This is a genomic window from Leisingera sp. MMG026 (assembly GCF_021654205.1).
Classification (GTDB): Bacteria; Pseudomonadota; Alphaproteobacteria; order Rhodobacterales; family Rhodobacteraceae; genus Leisingera.
This window is the reverse complement of record NZ_JAKFZM010000007.1, coordinates 37611-57028: the sequence shown is the minus strand read 5'-3', so window position 1 is coordinate 57028 and position 19418 is coordinate 37611. Positions and strand designations below refer to the sequence as shown.

The window sequence follows — 19418 nt, the reverse complement described above, 5'->3', positions numbered from 1 at the left end:
AGTCAGCCGCCGAGCCGCTCGAGCGCAGCGCGGACCGCCGCACGCCGAGGATCATTGGCGGGCTGCTGCTCCAACAGCGCTTCAGCCTTACGGTAGGCCTCAATGGCGCGATCCTGCTCCTGAAGGACGGTATAGGCGTTTGCCAGCCGCATCCAACCATCCAGATCTTCCGGTTCATCCTCAAGACGCCCAGCCAGCCGCGAGACCATCGAGCGGATGAACTCCGCGCGGTCCGCGTCATTCATCTCTGACGCCGCCGCAACATCTGCCGCACTCGGGCCGGGTTGTGATGTCGGCCCGCTGGGTAGATCGACGACCGGGAGGTCGGCGGCCGCTGCAATCCGGTTGATCTGCAAAACGTATGTTTCCATCCAGGGCACGAACGTCTTTTCCTGGTTCAGCCGGGAAACGAGCAGATCGTAGGCCTTACGCGTCTCTTCTTTTTGAAGATGGTAGAGAGACTCGAAATAGGTTGCCGCAGGATTGGATGGGTCAAGTTCCAAAGCGCGATCAATGGCCAATTTCGCCCGTGGAATAACAACGCCATCATTGGCAACCGCGACAGCCTCCGCCAGCATAGAGAATGTCGCGGAGGTGGCATCCTCCCGTTTGGCGACAACTTCAAATGCTTCGACAGCATCAACTGTTCTGCCCATGCGCTGATAGGTCTGGCCCAACAGCATCCACCCTTCGCTGGGGCCGCCGGTCGGATCGGATACAAGCCTTTCGCGAAGTTGTATTGCAAGCGCCATCACTTCATCAGTCTGTGCGCGCTCCTCTGCACGGGCAGCGAAGGCCATTGAAGGCACCTCAGGCGATCCCATTGTCAGATAGTAGCCCGCGGCAATAACCGGCGCGAGGACCGCCGCGACAACGAGAGTGACTCTGCCGCCATTGCGGGATGATCCGGTTTTTTCTCCCGAATTGCGGGTCGTCGCGAGGATCCGTTTCTTGATTTCGAGTCTGGCTGCTTGAGCTTCCTGTTCAGAAATCAAACCGCGGTCCATGTCTCGTTGAATTTCCCGCATCTGATCGGCAAGGATCGCCGGTACCGCATCTCCTCTGGTGAGAGTGTTCGATTTGGACAGCAGCAGCGGGTAGAGGACAATTCCGACTGCGAGCAGCGTCAGAAGACCGAAAATACCCCAGATCATGACGCATCCCCCGCTTCGTTTCGTCTGAGAATTTCGGACACGGTGTTTTCATCCTCCGAGCCCAAATCTTCAAATGCCTCTTGCTTTCGCCGACTCATCAGTACCCCACCACCAACGAAAACCCCGATGAGGACGAAAGCGATCGGCGCAAACCAAAGCGCGTAGGTCGCAGGCTCCAGAGGCGGCTTCAGCAGCACGTAATCCCCGTACCGCGCCCGAATGTATTCGATCACCTCGGTGTCAGCGTCTCCGGTGACCAGTCGCTCGCGTACGAGCAGACGCAAGTCCCGCGCCACACCCGCGTTCGAGCTGTCGATGTCCTGGTTTTGACAGACGACGCATCGTAGATCCTTGGAAATCTCCCGCGCACGCTGTTCCAATACCGGGTCGCTCAGCATTTCGTCCGGTTCGACCGCATTGGCGGCAAAGGGAAAGAGCCCGATGCAAAACGCGAAAATCAACTGTCTCATAATGCTGCTCCATTTGGCAGTGCGCCTGCTTGCTTCAGGGCTTGCGTGAACCGTTCGACGGCGTCCGGACCGACGACCGGCCCGACATAGCGAAACAAAACGGTACCACCGCCATCGACGATGAAGGTTTCCGGCACGCCTGACAGGCCCCATTCGATCCCGGTGCGGCCCGACAGGTCGGACCCGATCCGCTCGTAGGGATTGCCGAGGTCATTGAGCCACTTCACGGCATCCTCTGGTTTGTCTTTGTAGTTGATGCCGAACAACCGCATGCCCCCGCGTTCGACAAAGCGTGTCAACACGGCATGTTCCGCGCGGCAGGGCACGCACCAGGACGCAAAGACATTGACCACGACCGGTCGTTCGTTGCCGACAAGATCGCTTCGGGCCAGGCCGGGTGTCTCCAACCCCGGCACGGGATCGAGATCGAACGCCGGGGCCGGTTGCGAGATCAGGACGGAAGGGATCTCATTGGGATCCCGGTCGGGATTGAGCCCCCAGAGAAAAAACCCCCCGAATATGACCGCCGCAATAAACGGCAGCCCGGCAGTGAGACGTTTCATCTTCTCTCCTACTCCGCAGGAACAGCATCGCTGGCTGGCTGTTTGGCGCGGCGCGGCGCCCCGACCCTCAAACGGCGATCCGACAAGGACAAACAGCCACCGATCACCAGCAAGATCGAGCCGATCCAGATCAGGTTGACGAGCGGTTCATAGAGGATCCGAAGGGTCCAGGCTCCGGCGTTGTTCACTTGATCGGAGGCCGGCGTTGCAATCGACGTATAGAGATCACCCGCCAATGTGGACCGGATGGCCGACTCCGTCGTCTGACTTTCCGCGACCGGGTAATACCGCCGTTCCGGGAACAGCTTCGTGACCAGTTCGCCATCCCGACGCACCACAAGGGTGCCGCGATCCGCGATGTAGTTCGGCCCTTGAACCTTTGCGGCCCCTTCGAAGGTGATGTCGAACCCGGCGATCGTGACTTCGGTCCCGGGGCCGGCAAAGACGATCTCCTCACTTTTCCATCCGGTCGAGCCGATCATCCCCATCATCAAAACGGCGACCCCGGCATGGGCAAGCGTCATGCCGTGTGACGCACGTGGGAGGTTGCGCGCGCGTCTCGCGCTCTCCGCAAGGGGAACCTCGAACAGGCGGATGCGTAGCGCCCATTCCCGTAGGGTTGCAAAAAGCAGCCACGCTGCACCGAGGATGGCAAGATAGGCCATGATCGGCCCACCGTTCAGAAGATACCATGCGGCCAAAGCTGCGATGACCGCCAGCACGGCCACGAACCGAATGCGATCGAGCAAACCGGCGATATCAGCCCGCTTCCACGACAGGAATGGACCAAGACCCATGAACACGACCAGCGCCAGCATCATCGGAATGAAGGCCGCGTTGAAGAAAGGTGGACCCACCGAGATCTTGTCCCCGGTGACAGCTTCGAGGATCAGCGGATAAAGCGTCCCGAACAGGACCGTTCCCGTAGCGGCGGCCAGAATGAGGTTGTTCACGAGCAGCCCGGCTTCGCGGCTGATCGGGCGAAACAGACCACCCGGCTCCATTTCGGGCGCCCGCCAGGCGTAGAGCGCCAGCGACCCACCGATGGACACGGCCAGCAGACCCAGAATGTAAAGCCCGCGCTCTGGATCGACGGCGAAGGCATGCACGGAGGTAAGCAGGCCGGATCGGACAATGAACGTGCCGAGAAGTGAAAGCGAGAAAGTCAGGATGGCAAGCAGGATGGTCCAGCTTTTGAACGCGTCGCGCTTTTCGGTGACGATGGCGGAATGCAGCAGCGCCGTGCCCAGAAGCCAGGGCATGAAGCTCACGTTCTCGACCGGGTCCCAGAACCACCAGCCGCCCCAGCCCAGTTCATAATAGGCCCACCAAGATCCAAGAGCGATACCTGCCGTAAGGCTGACCCACGCGGCCAATGTCCACGGGCGGACCCATCTGGCCCAGGCTGGATCGACGCGCCCTTCCAGAAGAGCCGCAACGGCAAAGGAAAATACGATGGAGTAGCCGACATACCCGAAATACAAAAGCGGCGGGTGCATGGCGAGACCCATGTCCTGAAGCAACGGGTTGAGGTCATTGCCGTCGAGCGGCGGCGGAAACACCCGCTCGAAGGGGTTCGACGTCAGCAGCAGGAAGGACAGGAAGCCGACGCTGATCCACGCCTGCACCGACAAGGTGCGCGCCTTGGTCTCGGCGGGGATGTTCGATCCGAACCAGGCGACGCCCGCGCCGAACACCGCGAGTATCAGGATCCAGAGCAGCAGCGAACCCTCATGGCTGCCCCAGGTCCCGGCCACCTTGTAGAGCATCGGCTTGAGCGAATGGGAATTCTCGACGACGTTCCTGACGGTGAAGTCGCTGGCGATGAAGGCCTGCATCAGCGCTGCGAAGGCTATGGCCACAAACAGCACTTGTCCTATTGCCGTCGCCTGGGCGGATTTCATCCAGACGGCGTTTCCACGCGATGCACCTGCAATCGGCAGAACGCTTTGAACAAGTGCGAGGGCCAGCGCGAGGGCCAGTGCGAAGTGACCAATTTCCGGGAACATGGCGTTCTTTCCTATCCAGTGTCGGTGGGCGTCGCGTCGGACGGCTTTGGCGTCCGCGGCGGGGTCTATTCGTCGAGCGTTGCTTTGCGGTGACGGAACTCTTCTTCGTCGATTTCCCCATTCGCAAAGCGGCGCCGGAGCGCTTCCTGCGCGTCCGAGTCCGGGGGACGGGTGCCATTGTCCCGCAGCCTGAGTACCAGAAACACGATCAATGCGATCACGGCGCCCCAGAAGGCGAGCATCATGAAGCCGCCCATAAAGCCATAGCCTCCGCCCCATATGTGACCTGTCCAGGAGCCTGGACCATCAGCTCGCGCCATGCTGGCGGGCAAGCTGGCCAGCAACGTTGGAATGAGCGTTTTCAGTTTCATCTGTTTCTCCTTCGATTAGTTCGCTTTCATCCAGTGGGATGGTGACAACAGCGCGCAAACCCGCGCTGTTATGGTTGACCAGCTGGATATCGCCGCCATGGGATTGGACGATTGTCCTCGCGATTGAGAGCCCAAGCCCATAACCGCCCGTTTCCAGAGACCTCGATTGCTCGAGGCGATAGAAGGGATCGAAGACCTTTTCCAACTGGTCGACGGGAATGCCGGGCCCATTGTCATCGATGTTGAGTACGAGGTTCGAACCGTGGGTCGCCCAGCTGACTTTTGCGGCACCACCGTAGCGAACGGCGTTCTCAAGCAAGTTCCTCAGTGCCCTTCGGAACGCGTTGGGTCGAAGCCGCACGGCAACATCATCACTCGGGGCAAAGGTGCAGTGTGCCGCCATATCGCTGCACAAGCTGTCCAGAAAATTGCGCAGATCGACCACTTCGGAGCCTTCTGATCCGGTAAGGCCCCGTGCAAAGGTGAGCGTCGCTTCGACCATACTCTGCATCTCTTCGACCGATGCGATGAGGCTGTCCCGCGTCTCTTCTTCGTCAACCAGCTCCGCGCGGACACGCATAGCAGTCAACGGCGAGCGTAAATCGTGACCAAGCGCTGCGAGCATCCGTGTCCGATCACTGACAAACCGGGTCAGCCGTCGTTGCATGCGGTTGAAGGCGACGGTCAGATCCCTGACCTCGGTCGGCCCTGCGACGGTCAATTCAGGCACATCCTCGCCCCGGCCAAGATGGTCCGAGGCCTTCGACAGGTGCCGCAAAGGACGCGTCAGGCGCGTCATGACAAACCAGAAAATCGCCACCAAAAGCAGTCCGGCGGAAATTCCAAAGGTCAGCATCGAATAGAAAGGCCATTGGATTGGTGGACGCTCGAACCGCGTTCCGACATTCAGCCAACGCGCTCCCTTAATGGCGATCGACAGGTTCATTTCAACCGCTGTCAACTCTCCGCGCATCATCGCGAGATGCATTTCCGTCATTTCGTCAGAAAGATTGGGCAAGGGCCTCAATTCGCCCTCGATCTCGTGCAGTTCAACGCGAATATCGCGGCTGTAGCTATCGTCCATTAGCGCACGGATACGCCCTTCAACAAGGTCGCCATGCGAATGACTGGTGTGTTCCACACTCGGAGCGTCTGACAGATCAAACCGGATAAGTGGTGAATTTGCCGCGCGAAGGATGGAATTCTGCAGGTCCAACGGGGCCTCTTCGATCAACCGCGCCACATTCGCTGCGCGTCCAGCAGCCTCGAACCCCAAAGCAGCACGGATGGCCAGGCTGCGCTCGTCAGCGAACAGGAACAGGCTGATCGCCTGGGCCACGACAAGTGCCGCGACCACAAGCAGGATCAACTGGCCGCTCAGAGATCTCATCGCACGGCGCATCACGGCGCATCCTCGACATCGGCAGCCAGGCAGTATCCGCCGTTCCGCACAGTCTTGATGACACTCGGTCGCAATACATCCGGCTCGATTTTGCGACGGAGGCGGCTGATCTGATTGTCGATGGTGCGATCCATCGGGCCTGCCGTCCGACCAGCGGTCAGGTCAAGCAACTGGTCACGGCTGAGCACCATCCTCGCGCGTTCCAGCAGGACCGCCAGCAATTTGAACTCGGAGGTCGTCAATGGCGTTTCGGTTGCGGCCTCGTCAATCAGCACCTGCCGGTCGGTATCCAGTATCCAGTGCGCAAAACAAATCTTCCTCCCAGCCAGGGTTCCGGCCACGGGTTCGTCGCGGTTGCTTCTCCGAAGAACCGACTTGATGCGGGCGAGCAGTTCTCGTGGATTGAATGGCTTGGCGAGATAATCGTCCGCACCGATTTCCAGCCCCACGATCCGATCCGTTTCCTCACCAAGCGCCGTTAGCATGATGATCGGAAGATCACCTTCTGGCGCAAGTCTGCGGCAAACCGACAAACCGTCCTCGCCCGGCATCATGACATCGAGCACGAGCAGGTCGAAGTGACCGGTGGCCAGCTTGGCATCCATCTCCACGGCATCCCTGGCGACGGTCGTGCGCATTCCGTTCTTCTCCAGAAAGCGCGCGACGCTTTCACGTATCTGTGCGTGGTCATCCACGATAAGGATATGAGGTGGCGGTCCCATGGTGTCTTTCCTAAATCATCGTTGCATCGTGTTTCATGGGCAGAATTGTAGCCATTTGTATCAGGTCAGTCCCTTGCTACAGATGGATACAAATCTGTGCCTGCACCGTGTCGTGCTCCCGGGTAGCGTTGCTGGCATGTTATGTGACCTTTGGGATCGCAACCGATCAAAGGATGAGGTTTTCGAATATGGCTCTTGATTTGAACCGGCGCCGTTTCATTCTGGGTGCTCATATGACGGTGCTGACCGTCACGGCGTCACCGCTGCTGGCGCAGAGCCGATCTGTCTGGTCGGCAGAGAATGCCTTTGACGCGCTTCTATCGGATACGGCGCGGATCATCGATGTCAGAACGCGCGAAGAGTGGCAAGAAACCGGCGTAGGTGCTGGTGTATGGCCGATAAGCATGCACGCGTCCGGTTTTCCGGACCGATTGTTCAGGGCGAAGGAACTGAGCGGTGATCGCACCGTTGGACTGATCTGCGCCACTGGCGGACGCTCCGCATCGCTGCTTCGAGCGTTAAGACAAGCTGGTTATTCGGGCTACGCCGATATCTCGGAAGGGATGTTGGGATCAGGCGAAGGGCCTGGCTGGATCGCATCGAACTTGCCGACCGTTCCGGTGGATGTCGCCCTGAACGGGTTGCCCCCCGCGTTGGCCTGACCTGTGAAGAATCAATCGGTCCAGTTGTGCTAAAAAGCCTGATGTATGGTCAGATTGACCTGTTTGAATAGGAAGACGGGTTTGGGGGTATGACCGAGTTGATGGCCATGTTTGTCGGAATATGCGCGGCGATCCTGATGGGAATTGTCCATCATTATGCGTTGTCGGGCATTCTGAAGTTTTCCCCGCAGCGGTCGGATGGCTCCGGCTTTCGGATCATCCTGACGTTTTCCGCGTTGCTGTTGCTGCACGTATTGGAACTTGTGACGCTCGCCGTGTTCAACACGATGGTGGTGGCAAGCGTTCTGCCGCAATCGTTCAGCAACAGCCCGCCGATGTTTCAGGATGTTCTCTATGTTACGGGCATCTCGTTCTCGACCCTTGGCTATTCGTCCATAGAGGTGGTCGGGCCCTTTCGACTGTTGCTGATGCTGCAATCGCTTTTGGGCTTCATGTTGCTGACCTGGTCAGCGACGTTTCTTTACTCAGCCTGCCAGCAAGTCTGGCAGAAGGCGAAAGATGACTGAAAATCGCCACGCGCGTCGGACATGAACCGGGCGTCAGCGTCAAATGCGTCCTGATATCGGTCCTTTGACCTCCCCGTGGAACGGTTGAGTGAGCGCCGCGTTGCGCGCGTGGATGAATAACCCTTGACCTTCCAGTTGCTGGAATCCCTAGGTACCAAGCCATGGCACAGATTTTCAAAAAGACAGGCGATCACTTATCGCACCATCGACACGGGGATATCTTGAAATTTCCCGTATGGGTTGGCGTGTTGATTGTCTTGCTCTCAATGCCGGCTCACTTGTTTTTGGATGAAAAGAGCTCGATAGCTCTTGCTTCGATCACGCTTGCTTTGATTGGCGGTGCCTATATCGGCTTTGGCGCCGCGGACGGCAGAGCGCGCGTGTTCTGGGCAGAGCTCGCCGTGGCCCTTTTGTTCGGCTCGGCAGCCTTCCTGGGGCTGATATGGCATTGGGCCTTCCTCCCCTTGGGCTTGGCCCTGCACGCCCTTTGGGACATGTCACACCACAATTCTTATCGTCTCGCCCGGATTCCGAACTGGTATATTCCATTCTGCGTGGCCTTTGACCTTTTGGCTGCGACGTTCTTCGTTCTGCTCTATGCCGTGTTTTGATCCATGATGATGCGCGTTCTTCTTATTGCGGTGTTCCTGATGGGAGTCGTCGCATTGGCCTTCCCGGACGTCCTTGGCGTTGACATTCGCCTGCCGGATCGCGCGGAAATTGACCGCTGGATCGAGGCGGCAGGTCTTGCCGGACCAATTGTCATCGTGGCGCTTATGACAATCGCTATCGTGGCAAGCCCCCTGCCCTCGGCGCCGATCGCACTCGCCGCCGGAGCGGCTTATGGACACACGTACGGGACGCTCTTCGTCGTTCTAGGTGCGGAACTCGGTGCGCTTGCCGCCTTTGGTCTGGCCCGCGGCCTGGGTCGTCCCTTCGTTGAGCGTCATCTCGGTCAGAAGATTAACGCAGGCCTGTTCGGGTCCCAGAACACTCTGACCTTCCTGGTCTTCGGCAGTCGCCTGCTGCCGTTTCTGTCCTTCGATATGATCAGTTACGCCGCAGGTCTGAGCAAGCTGCATCTTTGGAGGTTCGCGCTGGCCACGATGGCCGGGATTATTCCCGCAAGTTTTTTGCTCGCTCACATGGGCAGCCAGGCGATGAACGGAGATGCCCGCACCGCCACATGGACCGCGCTTGCGCTCGGTGGCTTTACGGGCCTGTCGGTTCTCTTTGCCGCGACGCGAAAGACCGGTACGCAACGGGAGGAGAGCTGATATGGCCAATCATTCTCACGCTGGACACATGCCGAGTTCCGGCAAGGCCCTTGTGATTTCTGCCTGGCTCACCGGCGTCTATTTCATGATTGAACTCGCCGTCGGGCTCTGGACCGGCTCGATCGCCGTCCTGTCGGATGCGTTTCACACCCTGTCGGCGGTTGGCGGTGTTCTCGTGGCCATCATCGCGAAGCGGATTGCGCGCCGTCCAGCGGATTCGGCGCGCAGTTTCGGATGGTACCGCGCCGAGATCATCGGCGCGCTGGTGAATGGCAGCTTTCTTCTCGGCATGGCGCTTCTGGTGATCTGGATGGGCGCGATTCGGCTCGGAAATCCGATCCACCTGGCCACGGGCCCAATGCTTTGGGTCGCCTTCGGTGGCCTGGTCACAGAGGTCATCTCGCTGGGGCTGATGTGGCAATCGAGCAAAGACGATCTGAATGCCCGCGGCGCGCTCTGGCACATCATCCAGACCTTTGTCGGCAGCCTCCTGATCATCGTGACCGCTCTCGTGATCGAGTTCACCGGCTTTCTCGCGATCGACCCGATCCTCGGCATGGCGTTCGGGGTGGTTCTCCTCTGGGCCTCCGTCGGCGTAATCAAAGAAGCGGTCCACATTCTCATGGAAGGCACGCCCGAGGGAACGGATCTCGACGCTGTGATGGCGGATCTGAACCACCAGGACGGGGTTGTGGATGTTCACCACGTGCATGCTTGGACGCTGACCAGCGGCAAACACGCGTTTTCCGCCCATATCCGCCATAGGGCACCCGCCGAGGCCGCGCACTTGCTGAACAGGGCCTATCGACGGCTGACGGAGCAGCATGGGTTTCACATGGTCACGCTGCAGCTCGAAACCGAGTGTCTCGACGAGCGCCACGCGCTGGATGTTGATATAGTCCAGATAGCGGCTGCAAAGGCTGCGCAAGAAAAGACTGATGTGCGAGATGCGCATCCGCACCCAAGCCCTAACACAGAAGGGCCATAGACTGTGATGGACACGATACTTGCCGCAGAGCCGGAGATTCGTCTGACGGCGTTTTTGAGTGTGCTGGCCGCCATGGCGCTTTGGGAACTCGCCGCCCCGCGTCGGCGGCGTGACATTCCGCGTGTCATCCGTTGGTCGAACAATCTGGCTCTTGTCGTGATCGATACGGCGATCCTGCGGTTGTCTTTCCCAATCCTGGCCGTTGGTCTGGCGGTCATGGGCGAGGAGCGGGGTTGGGGTTTATTCAACACTATCGGCGCGCCGTATTGGTTGGCCGTTGTCCTGTCCATGCTGCTTCTCGATCTGGCCATCTATTTGCAACACGTCATGTTCCATGCCGTCCCTACGTTGTGGCGTCTGCACCGGATGCACCACGCGGACCTCGAGTTCGACGCCACAACGGGATTGCGCTTTCACCCGATTGAGATCCTTATCTCGATGGCGATCAAGCTAAGCTTGGTCGCAGCGCTTGGTCCGCCCGCCGTCGCGGTTTTGTTGTTCGAGATCATCCTCAACGCCACGGCACTCTTCAACCATGCCAACATCAACCTGCCGAGACCAGTCGACCGGTGGCTCAGATGGATCGTCGTCACACCCGACATGCACCGCGTGCATCATTCTGTCGATCCGCGCGAAACCAACTCAAACTACGGCTTCAACCTGCCGTGGTGGGACCGCCTCATGGGTACTTACGTTGCCCAGCCCGCGAAGGGCCACGAGGGAATGACGATCGGCATCGAGCAGTTTCGCACGACGCGCGACCTCTGGGTCGACAAGATGTTGATCCAGCCCCTTCGCGGGCCGGCAAGCGGGCACGCCCTGGATGCACCCGCCCTCTCGCCGACAGAGCAGGAACAGCCTCTGGACTCTCAAACACACAGTTCTACGGTCTCGGATACTTCAAAAAGGAACACATGATGAAAAGACGCACATTTTTGCTGGCCGGAGCGGCTGCCACACTCCCCCTGCGAGCACTGGCCAACACAGAACCGGTCATTAAAGTCCTGAAAACCCCCACCTGCGGGTGCTGTACCGCCTGGGTCGATCATGTCCGGCAAGCGGGCTTCACGGTCGAGGCGCAGGATGTCGATCAGGATGCGCTTTATGCGTTCAAAGACCGGCTACAAATCGCTCCGGAACTTGCTGGATGTCACACGGCGATCATAAGTGACTATTTTATCGAGGGCCACGTGCCTGCCGCGGACATCACGCGGCTGCTGGCAGAACAACCGGTGGCGCGCGGGTTGACGGTTCCCGGCATGCCGATGAGTTCGCCCGGCATGGGCGGTCCCGGGGCTGGTGACACTTTTGATACCTTGCTTGTCGGCTCCGACGGGGTGACCTCGGTCTTCGCGAGCCACAGCTGATCGGGTCATGGGCGCAGCTGATAAATCCCGCGGGCGGGGTTTTTGACCCGCCCGTCCTGCACAAGCTTTCGCAAGGCCCTGTAGGTCGCCTCATGGCTCAGCTGTAATCGGGCGGCGAACTCGATCACGGAGCCGTCGAGCAGGCCCGCGACCAACCCCGCCAACACCCGGTCTTCTGCACGCCGGATACCCACGATCTCAAGCATCTGTCTTTGTGCCTGTATCTGCTGAGCCGCCTGGCGACCAAAAGCGCGCGCAAACTCAGGGTCGGCGAAGGCGTCCAAAACGGCATCCTTTTCGATCCGGATCAGCGTCCCTGCCTGAACGAAAACAGCATCGCAATGATAGACCTCTGAAAACACGGAAGCTTCGGCAAAGCTTGTTCCGGCTTGGGCACGGTGAATGATGAACCGCTCGCCATCTGGGCCGACCCGCTCGAGATACACGCGCCCGGTTTGCACGACATAGAGACCGTGGGTGGGACCGCCTTGGTGAAACATGATGTCGCCAACCGCGCCGGAAAAAGGGCGCAGGGCTGAACTCGGGATAAGATCATAGGGGGCTGGCAACATATGATTGCAATCATATTGCGATACGCCCGCCCCTGCTAGCGTAAACATGACAGCATCCCATTGAAGGACCCGTCCATGCGTCTCATTTCCCTCCTCCTTGCCATACTGATGGCCGCACCCGTGGCCGCTCAGCACGCCCATTCCGCGACTGGCCATGACATGGGTGGACCGCAGGAAACCGGGCAATCGGCCTTTGCCGCCCTGGCGGAGATCGTTGCGATCCTGCAGGCCGATCCCGAGACAGATTGGGAGCGGGTCGATATCGACGGATTGCGCCGCCATCTGGTCGATATGGATCTTCTGACCCAAGAGGCCGTGGTCACCCGCACCCTGCGGCCGGAAGGGGCCCGGTTCGAGATTCGGGGCACCCCCCGTGTTCTCGAAGCCATCCGCGCCATGGTGCCCGCCCATGCGCCCTTTCTTGCGGCTGAAACCGGCTGGGACGTTGTCACGGAGGAACTCGAAGATGGCGTGGCGCTCAGTGTCGATGGCGATGCCGCTCAGATTCAGGGACTTGGTTTCTTTGGCCTGATGACCATCGGGGCGCATCACCAGGAGCACCACCTCATGATGGCAAAAGGCGCAGCCCCGCACCATTGACGCGCCGACACGGCTTGTTTGTTGATCCGTAGAGAGGTGCACTGACAAAACGTTACATCTCGCGTGTTGACCTTCCCGCGCGGGAGACATGGACACATGTCCCGTGATGGAAGCGTCAGAGGATACCGCGCGCAGGGATTTCCTGTATTACGCAACGGCCGGGGCGGGGGTCGTGGCCGCAGGGGCCGCGCTCTGGCCACTGGTGAACCAGATGAACCCTTCCGCCGATGTCCGCGCCTTGGCACAGATCACTGTCGACATTTCCGATCTCGCGCCTGGAACGCAATTGACCGTCAACTGGCGCGGAAAACCTGTCTTTATCCGTCATCGCACAGAGGCAGAAATGGCTCAGGCTCGGGCAGAGGCGGTCTCTGACCAGCCTGACGGCAAGGCGCGCAACCCCAATCTGCCCGCCGATGCGCTGGCGTCGCGTAGCCCTTAATTGGGCTCTGCCTCACTTTGTGTGGCGCAACTATCCTGAAACAGGAAAATTCAGGAGGGATGGTTGTGAGCTCGAAGAAGCATTGGTCGCCCGGGGCCGAAGTTTCGGTTCAATGCGTTGAGCGAAGTGATTTCGGCGGGTGGATCGTATCGGGCAGTCTGACACCAAGCGGCATCTGCCCAGACTGTGGATTGCATTCACGCCGACGTCACGGCTGGCGGCGTCGGCGGTTGCAGGATTATCCCGCCCATGGAGAGGAGGTAACGGTTGATCTCGCGATTTGCCGTTGGCGATGTTTGGCACCCGCTTGCCCACGCCGGACTTTCGCAGACCAACTCACCTCGATTGCGCATCCGTTTGCACGTAGCACTTCGCGTGTCGGGGAGATTGTCAGTCATCTTGGGCATGCAACCGGCGGACGGCCTGCCGAACGGCTCTTGCACCGTTTGGGCCTTGGGGTCAGCGATTACACGGTGCTCAGGCAGTTGAAAAAGCGTGCTCAGGGCACCGCCAAGCCGCCGACGGTCATCGGGATTGACGACTGGAGCTGGCGGAAGTCGCAAACCTACGGCACGATCATTGTGGATCTGGAGCGTCGCGTGGTGATCGACATTCTTGAGGATCGAGATGTCGTCACCTGCACCAACTGGCTCAAGCGACACCCCGAGGTGAAAGTGATTAGCAGAGATCGGTGTGGTCTCTACGCCTAGACTGCACGGCAAGGGGCACCGCAGGCGAAGCAGGTCGCTGATCGGTTCCATATCGTGCAAAACCTGCGGCAGGCCATTGAGGAGCAAATGAACCTCCACGGCCCTGAGACCGGCAGAGCGCTGCTGGCCGACGCCGACAATATCACCGCAGCCGGCAGCCTTCTGAAGTCACGCCTTGCGCACAGGACATCTCGGGAAGAGATTTTCACCACCATCCATGCGCTCCGAAATCAGGGGCTTAACTGTAGCGAGATCGGGCGACGAACAGGGTTCCCGCGCCGCAGCATCGCGAAATGGCTGCAGTTCGAGACGCCACCGGACCGCAAACAGGCCGCTTTGAAACCGACTTCGCCGTGGTACTTTGAAGAATTCCTGAGCCAAAGCTGGAAGGACGGCATTCGAACAGGCAGCGCCCTGTACCGTATGATCCAAGAGCGTGGTTACGAGGGGAGTCAGTCGCATTAAAAGCGGCTGGGGGCGGGCGGGCGCAGAGCCGAAAAGCAAACGAAGGGCCCCGCCGTGGAGCACCAGATCCTGGAGCCGGTCCGGGGCCCGGAAACGGGGCATGCGATCTCTCCGGTCATTGCGGCCGCGCTGTGCATCAAACCCAGCGGAAAGCTCACCTCGGATCAGGCGCGGAAAGTCGACACGCTCAAAGCCGGTTCTCCCGCCTTCACAACGATGCGCAGCCTCGCCATGCGTTTCAACGGTATCATGCGTGGCCGCCAAGCGGGTCCGCTCCCTGCATGGATCGACGACGCCATCGAAACCGGCCTGACGCCCATTGTGCGCTTCGCCCGCACCTTGAACCGGGACTTCAATGTGGTCAAAAAGGCGATCGAGATGCCCTGTAACAACGGCCAGGCGGAAGGTCAGATCAACCGCCTGAAAACCCTCAAGCGCGCCATGTACGGCCGAGCCGGTCCAGAATTGTTGCGGGCGAGAATGCTACCGTTCCGCCACACAGATTGAGGCAGAGCCCAATTAAAGGCTACGCGACACAACCGTTTGATGACTGGCGCCCGATCTTGCGTGTGTCCCCGGTCCCGTGCACCCGGTAATACAGCCACGACAAATAAAGCACGTGGGTTCCAAGCGGGTTGTCAGGACCCGGCGGCCAATAGTCAGGCCATTCGGGGTTGCGCTCTTTCATTGATGGAGTGGGCCGCCAACTGGGCCTCTCCACCTTCCTTATAACCTCTGTATATCCTCGGCGGGTCAGCTCTTCCGAGGCGGGGACACTTGAAGGGTAGAGTTTGTAAACACTTTCGTCTTCCGACCAGTACTGGACTGCACGCGAGTCAATGTCGCACATAATTGCACCGTGCTGAAGGTTATCGAAGTGGTCTTGCCAGGGATCCGCACTGAAGGACAGAAATATTTCTGCGTACCGCCGAGGGCTCCTGCTCCTGAGCACGGAGAAGGGAAGGTGTTCCCAGAAGTCCGATCATAGTTGTCGAGACGAACTGGCACCGTGTTTTCTTTGAATCAGTAATATACTTTGCCTCGCCCTTTTGTTGATGAACGGATACGACCTCTAGCTGCTAGAGCTTCAACCGAAAATTGATGACGTTCTCGTGAGGCGGCGAGACTAGAGATATCTACGTGTTTCAGCGCAATAGTTGCGATACTTGGTGCCGTATTGTTCGCACAGCCATGGCTCTTCTGCGAGCGGGGCAAGGGCCAGCGCGGCAACTCCAACGATGACGACAGGCCAAACCCAAGGTGAGGCGAAGAGAAGACCCAAACCTATTAGGATGGCCATGTCGGCAAGATACTGCGGATTCCGAGAGAAACGGTAGAGACCCGAAGTGATCAGCTCGTCTCTCACCCCACTGGTGGCTTTCAGTCCAATGATGAATGCCCCCCACCAGGCGATCAGATTTCCGATTGCGATCAAGAACGGCCCGACTGCCCAACGGAGCGCGTTGGGCATAGAAGCGGATTTCCAATCCACGATGCCCAAACCGATCACCGCCCCAAACACGGCCAATGTGAGGCCCCATGCAATGATTGGTATGACTGAATGCTCTCTGTTTGGAGGCCAGATGCGCTTGGACGGGCGGACGATCGACCAAAGGAGCGCACCAATCAAAACCAGACCGGACAGCAGGCCTACGACCACTAGTATGCCTTGGGCAATCGTCATGAGCGGTGTCCGAACACCTGCGCCTCCTGATGCGCATTGTCGGTCGCTTCGAATTCAAGCGTGGAATGCTCGATTGAGAAACGTTCATGCAGCACCGATTTGACGTTTTCTTTAATTTTGTCGGCCTCACCCATCCGGTCGCGTTCGACAACAATATGGCAGTCCAATGCCGCAGCGTTCTCCTGCATTTGCCACAGGTGGACATGATGCACGTCCACAACGCCATCGACAATCTGGATCGCTCTGACCACGTCATTTCCATCAATATCTGGTGGGCTCCCAAGCATCAGGGTTCGAATTGGGGCCCCTATTTCGGTGAAGGACAGATACAGGATGTAGAGCGCGATGCCGATGGTGATGGCCGGATCCACCCAACGCATATCATAAAGTATAATGAGCGTCCCGCCGACTATGACGGCCACTGAAGCCAACGCGTCCGAAAGGTTGTGGAGAAACAGCGCGCGGATGTTCACGCTCCCCTTCTGCATCGAATAGGTCAGCATTGCGGTCAGCGTGTCGACCACAAGCGCAATTCCACCGAGAATGACGACGGTCCACCCCATGACTTCGGGTGGATCAATCATGCGCATGCCACCTTCGTAGATCAGGTAGAAGCCGATCACGATCAGGGTGGTGTAGTTGATCAGGGCAGCGACGATTTCGACCCGGCCATAGCCGAAAGTCATGCGCTCATCGGCCGGGCGGCGCGCGATCTTGCGCGCGGCGAAGGCAATGACAAGCGAGGCCATATCGGAAAAGTTGTGCAGCGCATCGGCGATAAGTGCTAGACTGCCCGACAATATGCCCCCGACGATTTGCGCAACAGTAAGTAGCCCATTCGCCCAGATCGCGATCGCAACCCGTCGATCCCCAGAATTCGGATCGATATTCGCGTGCCCGTGATCATGCGGCATTGGCAGGCTCCTCATGCGCGTGTGTCGCGCGTCGGTCAGTCTTCAGGCGGCCGCTGCGGAAACCACGTACGCGCGCATTCATCCAGTGGCGTATTATATGACGGTAAAGGGCACCACGCAGCCTTCCAAAGGATTGCTCATGGGACAAATAGAAGGCGTCGGGCGTATCGTACACGCCGAAATCTTGCACGATGCCGGTTTTCTGAATGTAGGTATCTTCTCCGTTCCAGGCGACGGGAGGCGCGCCAAGGCAATCCGTGCCCGCGCCATAACCGCAGAGACTGTCCGTGTCCGAGAACGATCTTTGCAGGACTTCGAAGAAAGCGTCATCCAGGATGAAGCCTTCAAGGTTGATCCAGGCCCCTTGAAATTCGATCTCTACCCACGAGTGGAGAATTTCCTCTGGAGCAAGCGGATACACCAACTCTGGGACAACACCGCGCTGCAAGCCTTTGTGGATCGTAAACCCATGCAACCGGCAACGAACGCCAACACCACGCAGCAGCGCCATTAAGAGCGTGCCTTTCGTATTGCACTGCCCGTAGCCGTCGGAAAGTACCTCGGATGCGGGGATGTCGTCAGCTCGATTGTATCCGAACGCAATTTCATTTCGAACGAAATCATAGGCAGCTCCGATCCGATCGTATTCGGATAAGTCGCGCCAGCTGCGGCTCTCTATTAGATGCGCAAGAGGCGCGGCATCAAAATCCAGTAGTTTGGTGGGTGCAAGTAGGGGGTTGGTTATCTGCAACGGAGTCGCTCCTCGAATCGTCTTGGAACAGACTAGTCTCTATAGTTACTGTAGCTTCAACCCCTTCTTTTAGAAACGATCTCTCGCAACTACTTGTCCGTGTGAACTGCTTTGTGGTGTTCACCGTGTGCGTCGCGTAGGATATTGACACCGCCCCAGGCCGCGATCCCGGCGATAATCACACCGACGACTAGGTCGGGCCAGTTCGTTCCCAGCCAGGCAACGAGGCCACCTGCGACTACGATTCCGAGGTTTGCCGCAAAGTCGTTCCAGCTGAAAGTATTGGCCGCGCGGATGTTGACGTCCGGATCTTTGAGCCGAGCGAGCAACCAGACACAAACTGAGTTGATGGCCGCCGCGATCAGCGCCATGACGATCATAACGGTGCCAAGGGGATCCGACCCACCGACATAGCGGCGCCAAGCATCATAAAGGATCCCGATGGCGAACACGATCAGCAGGCCGCCCGAGACATTCGCCGCGCCACGTTTCCATTTCGCAGACCGCGACAATGCAAACAGACTGATTGCGTAGACCAAGCTGTCTGAAAGGTTGTCGAGCCCGTTGGCGATCAGGGCACTGGAATCCCCGAAGGTCCCAGTTGCGAAAAAGGCCGCAGCAAGACTGATATTGAGACCGAGAACGATCCAAAGTGTGCGTCTTTCTGCTCGTTTTTCTGCCGCCATACTTCCCATTCCAATTTGTGAACTATGATCTTTCAACCTCTCTGGCAGATCAGGGTTCCGGATTGATTATTGATGGTCAGTTCCACGTACGACCGTCGGGAGCTTTCAGGCAGGCGCCCCAACCAATGCAGAGCATAGCCCTTTTTATGGGGCGATGAGATCGCGATTTGAGACGGTTTCAAGTTCAAACCATAAAGTTCAATTGGTTCGTGGCGCGGCCAGTATTATAGCTGCGCCGAGCAAGCAAACGGCTGTGCCAAGCGCATCCCACCTGTCCGGTCTGTGACCCTCTGCAAGCCACATCCACAGTACCGAAGCCGCAATGTAGACTCCGCCATAGGCGGCAAAGGCGCGGCCCGCAGCAACCGTTTCGACTTGCGCCAGAAGCCACCCGAATACCACCAAGGCTACAATACCGGGTACGAGCCAAGCCGCGGATGCGCCGAGGCGCCACCAGCTCCAGATCGCGAAACACCCGGCGATCTCGGCCAAGGCCGCAAGCGGGTATGCAAGCGCGGCAGGCATCTCAGGCGCCGATCTCGTCATGTTCGGTCAAACATTCGGAATGATCCCGCAACACCTCAAGCACCTTGCAATCGGCAGTACGTCCACCGCTGCATTCGTGAACCATGCGTTTCAGTTCGGTGCGCAGCGCCTTCAGACGGGCCATGCGCTGCTCCACCTGCTTTAGCTGGCGACGCGCAATCGCGTCGGCTTCTTCGCAGGGCCGATTGGGCTGGTCGCTGAGGTCGAGCAGCTCGCGGATCGCATCAAGCGAGAAGCCGAGTTGTCGCGAATGGCGGATGAAGGACAGTCGGTCGAGCTGTGCGTTGTCATAGCGCCTCTGTCCGCCTTCAGTCCGGCCAGGTTCGGGCATGAGCCCGATCTGCTCGTAGTACCGAATGGTCTGCACCTTTGTGCCGGTCTTCTTTGACAGAGTGCCGATCGTGAGCATCTTCGCCTCCATGAAAAAGTTACAGTCTTTGTAGGTTTTGCCGCCCCAATAGACAAGTGCCGGATTCACAGACGCGTGAGTTTAAGCCACAACGTGATTTCGCGCTTGAACCTCTAGTAGCTAGAGG

22 protein-coding genes and 3 pseudogenes are annotated in these 19418 nt (G+C 58.7%); 10 read left to right on the top strand and 15 right to left on the bottom strand.

The window, feature by feature from the left end:
• Nucleotides 1-2: 2 nt before the first annotated feature.
• The 7 genes from ccmI to L1069_RS05380 form a co-directional block, all read right to left on the bottom strand.
• Nucleotides 3-1154, bottom strand: coding sequence for a c-type cytochrome biogenesis protein CcmI (ccmI, locus tag L1069_RS05410; RefSeq protein ID WP_096873522.1), 1152 nt, complete (start codon nucleotides 1152-1154; stop codon nucleotides 3-5).
• A complete protein-coding gene (locus tag L1069_RS05405; protein ID WP_024099400.1) occupies nucleotides 1151-1624 on the bottom strand; it encodes a cytochrome c-type biogenesis protein in 474 nt (157 codons plus the stop codon). The genes ccmI and L1069_RS05405 overlap by 4 nt, the downstream gene beginning before the upstream one ends.
• The gene (locus tag L1069_RS05400) at nucleotides 1621-2187 is read right to left on the bottom strand and encodes a DsbE family thiol:disulfide interchange protein (protein WP_024099401.1); all 567 of its coding nucleotides are present in this window, start codon (nucleotides 2185-2187) and stop codon (nucleotides 1621-1623) included. The genes L1069_RS05405 and L1069_RS05400 overlap by 4 nt, the downstream gene beginning before the upstream one ends.
• An 8-nt stretch (nucleotides 2188-2195) precedes the next feature.
• Nucleotides 2196-4196, bottom strand: coding sequence for a heme lyase CcmF/NrfE family subunit (locus L1069_RS05395; protein ID WP_096873523.1), 2001 nt, complete (start codon nucleotides 4194-4196; stop codon nucleotides 2196-2198).
• A gap of 65 nt (nucleotides 4197-4261) precedes the next feature.
• The gene (locus L1069_RS05390; protein WP_233486461.1) at nucleotides 4262-4567 is read right to left on the bottom strand and encodes an SHOCT domain-containing protein; all 306 of its coding nucleotides are present in this window, start codon (nucleotides 4565-4567) and stop codon (nucleotides 4262-4264) included.
• Complete coding sequence (locus L1069_RS05385; protein WP_024099404.1) at nucleotides 4503-5969, bottom strand: ATP-binding protein; 1467 nt, start codon at nucleotides 5967-5969, stop codon at nucleotides 4503-4505. The genes L1069_RS05390 and L1069_RS05385 overlap by 65 nt, the downstream gene beginning before the upstream one ends.
• Entirely contained in the window at nucleotides 5969-6691 is a 723-nt protein-coding gene (locus L1069_RS05380; RefSeq protein WP_058123704.1) for a response regulator, read from the bottom strand. Before L1069_RS05380 ends, L1069_RS05385 begins: the two co-directional genes overlap by 1 nt.
• A gap of 188 nt (nucleotides 6692-6879) precedes the next feature.
• On the opposite strand from L1069_RS05380, the gene L1069_RS05375 reads away from it, so the two are divergent.
• The 7 genes from L1069_RS05375 to L1069_RS05345 all read left to right on the top strand — a co-directional run bounded on the left by L1069_RS05375 (nucleotide 6880) and on the right by L1069_RS05345 (nucleotide 11512).
• Complete coding sequence (locus tag L1069_RS05375; protein WP_024099405.1) at nucleotides 6880-7353, top strand: rhodanese-like domain-containing protein; 474 nt, start codon at nucleotides 6880-6882, stop codon at nucleotides 7351-7353.
• An 89-nt stretch (nucleotides 7354-7442) separates the two neighbouring features.
• The gene (locus L1069_RS05370) at nucleotides 7443-7880 is read left to right on the top strand and encodes an ion channel (protein ID WP_040104431.1); all 438 of its coding nucleotides are present in this window, start codon (nucleotides 7443-7445) and stop codon (nucleotides 7878-7880) included.
• Between the two features lie 161 nt (nucleotides 7881-8041).
• On the top strand, nucleotides 8042-8491 hold the full coding sequence (locus tag L1069_RS05365) for a DUF6010 family protein (protein WP_024099407.1): 450 nt from the start codon (nucleotides 8042-8044) through the stop codon (nucleotides 8489-8491).
• A gap of 3 nt (nucleotides 8492-8494) precedes the next feature.
• Nucleotides 8495-9157, top strand: coding sequence for a VTT domain-containing protein (locus L1069_RS05360; RefSeq protein WP_038008367.1), 663 nt, complete (start codon nucleotides 8495-8497; stop codon nucleotides 9155-9157).
• 1 nt (nucleotide 9158) lies between these two features.
• A complete protein-coding gene (locus L1069_RS05355) occupies nucleotides 9159-10145 on the top strand; it encodes a cation diffusion facilitator family transporter (protein WP_038008366.1) in 987 nt (328 codons plus the stop codon).
• A gap of 3 nt (nucleotides 10146-10148) precedes the next feature.
• Nucleotides 10149-11063, top strand: a complete 915-nt coding sequence (locus L1069_RS05350) for a sterol desaturase family protein (RefSeq protein ID WP_212733583.1) — start codon at nucleotides 10149-10151, stop codon at nucleotides 11061-11063.
• Nucleotides 11060-11512 carry a DUF411 domain-containing protein gene (locus L1069_RS05345; protein WP_009807995.1) on the top strand — a complete coding sequence of 151 codons (453 nt, stop codon included), beginning with the start codon at nucleotides 11060-11062 and terminating at the stop codon, nucleotides 11510-11512. Before L1069_RS05350 ends, L1069_RS05345 begins: the two co-directional genes overlap by 4 nt.
• A 5-nt stretch (nucleotides 11513-11517) precedes the next feature.
• On the opposite strand, the gene L1069_RS05340 is transcribed toward L1069_RS05345, so the two are convergent.
• Nucleotides 11518-12132 carry a Crp/Fnr family transcriptional regulator gene (locus L1069_RS05340; RefSeq protein WP_237455011.1) on the bottom strand — a complete coding sequence of 205 codons (615 nt, stop codon included), beginning with the start codon at nucleotides 12130-12132 and terminating at the stop codon, nucleotides 11518-11520.
• 27 nt (nucleotides 12133-12159) lie between these two features.
• On the opposite strand from L1069_RS05340, the gene L1069_RS05335 reads away from it, so the two are divergent.
• The 3 genes and pseudogenes from L1069_RS05335 (at nucleotide 12160) to L1069_RS05325 (ending at nucleotide 14808) form a co-directional block, all read left to right on the top strand.
• Entirely contained in the window at nucleotides 12160-12684 is a 525-nt protein-coding gene (locus L1069_RS05335; RefSeq protein WP_038008363.1) for a hypothetical protein, read from the top strand.
• A gap of 106 nt (nucleotides 12685-12790) precedes the next feature.
• Nucleotides 12791-13114, top strand: a pseudogene (gene petA, locus L1069_RS05330) (ubiquinol-cytochrome c reductase iron-sulfur subunit); the annotation flags it as partial.
• A 155-nt stretch (nucleotides 13115-13269) separates the two neighbouring features.
• Nucleotides 13270-14808: pseudogene (locus L1069_RS05325) on the top strand (ISL3 family transposase).
• A gap of 25 nt (nucleotides 14809-14833) precedes the next feature.
• Here the strand turns inward: L1069_RS05325 and L1069_RS05320 are convergent.
• The 7 genes and pseudogenes from L1069_RS05320 to L1069_RS05290 all read right to left on the bottom strand — a co-directional run.
• Nucleotides 14834-15287, bottom strand: a pseudogene (locus L1069_RS05320) (L,D-transpeptidase); the annotation flags it as partial.
• Nucleotides 15288-15427: 140 nt separating this feature from the next.
• Entirely contained in the window at nucleotides 15428-15985 is a 558-nt protein-coding gene (locus tag L1069_RS05315) for a methyltransferase (protein WP_009807988.1), read from the bottom strand.
• The gene (locus L1069_RS05310; protein WP_009807987.1) at nucleotides 15982-16899 is read right to left on the bottom strand and encodes a cation diffusion facilitator family transporter; all 918 of its coding nucleotides are present in this window, start codon (nucleotides 16897-16899) and stop codon (nucleotides 15982-15984) included. The genes L1069_RS05315 and L1069_RS05310 overlap by 4 nt, the downstream gene beginning before the upstream one ends.
• Nucleotides 16889-17644, bottom strand: coding sequence for a transglutaminase family protein (locus tag L1069_RS05305; RefSeq protein ID WP_092465208.1), 756 nt, complete (start codon nucleotides 17642-17644; stop codon nucleotides 16889-16891). Before L1069_RS05305 ends, L1069_RS05310 begins: the two co-directional genes overlap by 11 nt.
• Nucleotides 17645-17739: 95 nt before the next feature.
• A complete protein-coding gene (locus L1069_RS05300) occupies nucleotides 17740-18336 on the bottom strand; it encodes a cation transporter (protein WP_009807985.1) in 597 nt (198 codons plus the stop codon).
• Nucleotides 18337-18534: 198 nt separating this feature from the next.
• Entirely contained in the window at nucleotides 18535-18861 is a 327-nt protein-coding gene (locus L1069_RS05295) for a YnfA family protein (protein ID WP_009807984.1), read from the bottom strand.
• A 1-nt stretch (nucleotide 18862) separates the two neighbouring features.
• Nucleotides 18863-19291: a helix-turn-helix domain-containing protein gene (locus L1069_RS05290; RefSeq protein ID WP_039965742.1), complete on the bottom strand. Its 429-nt coding sequence runs from the start codon at nucleotides 19289-19291 to the stop codon at nucleotides 18863-18865.
• Nucleotides 19292-19418: the final 127 nt, after the last annotated feature.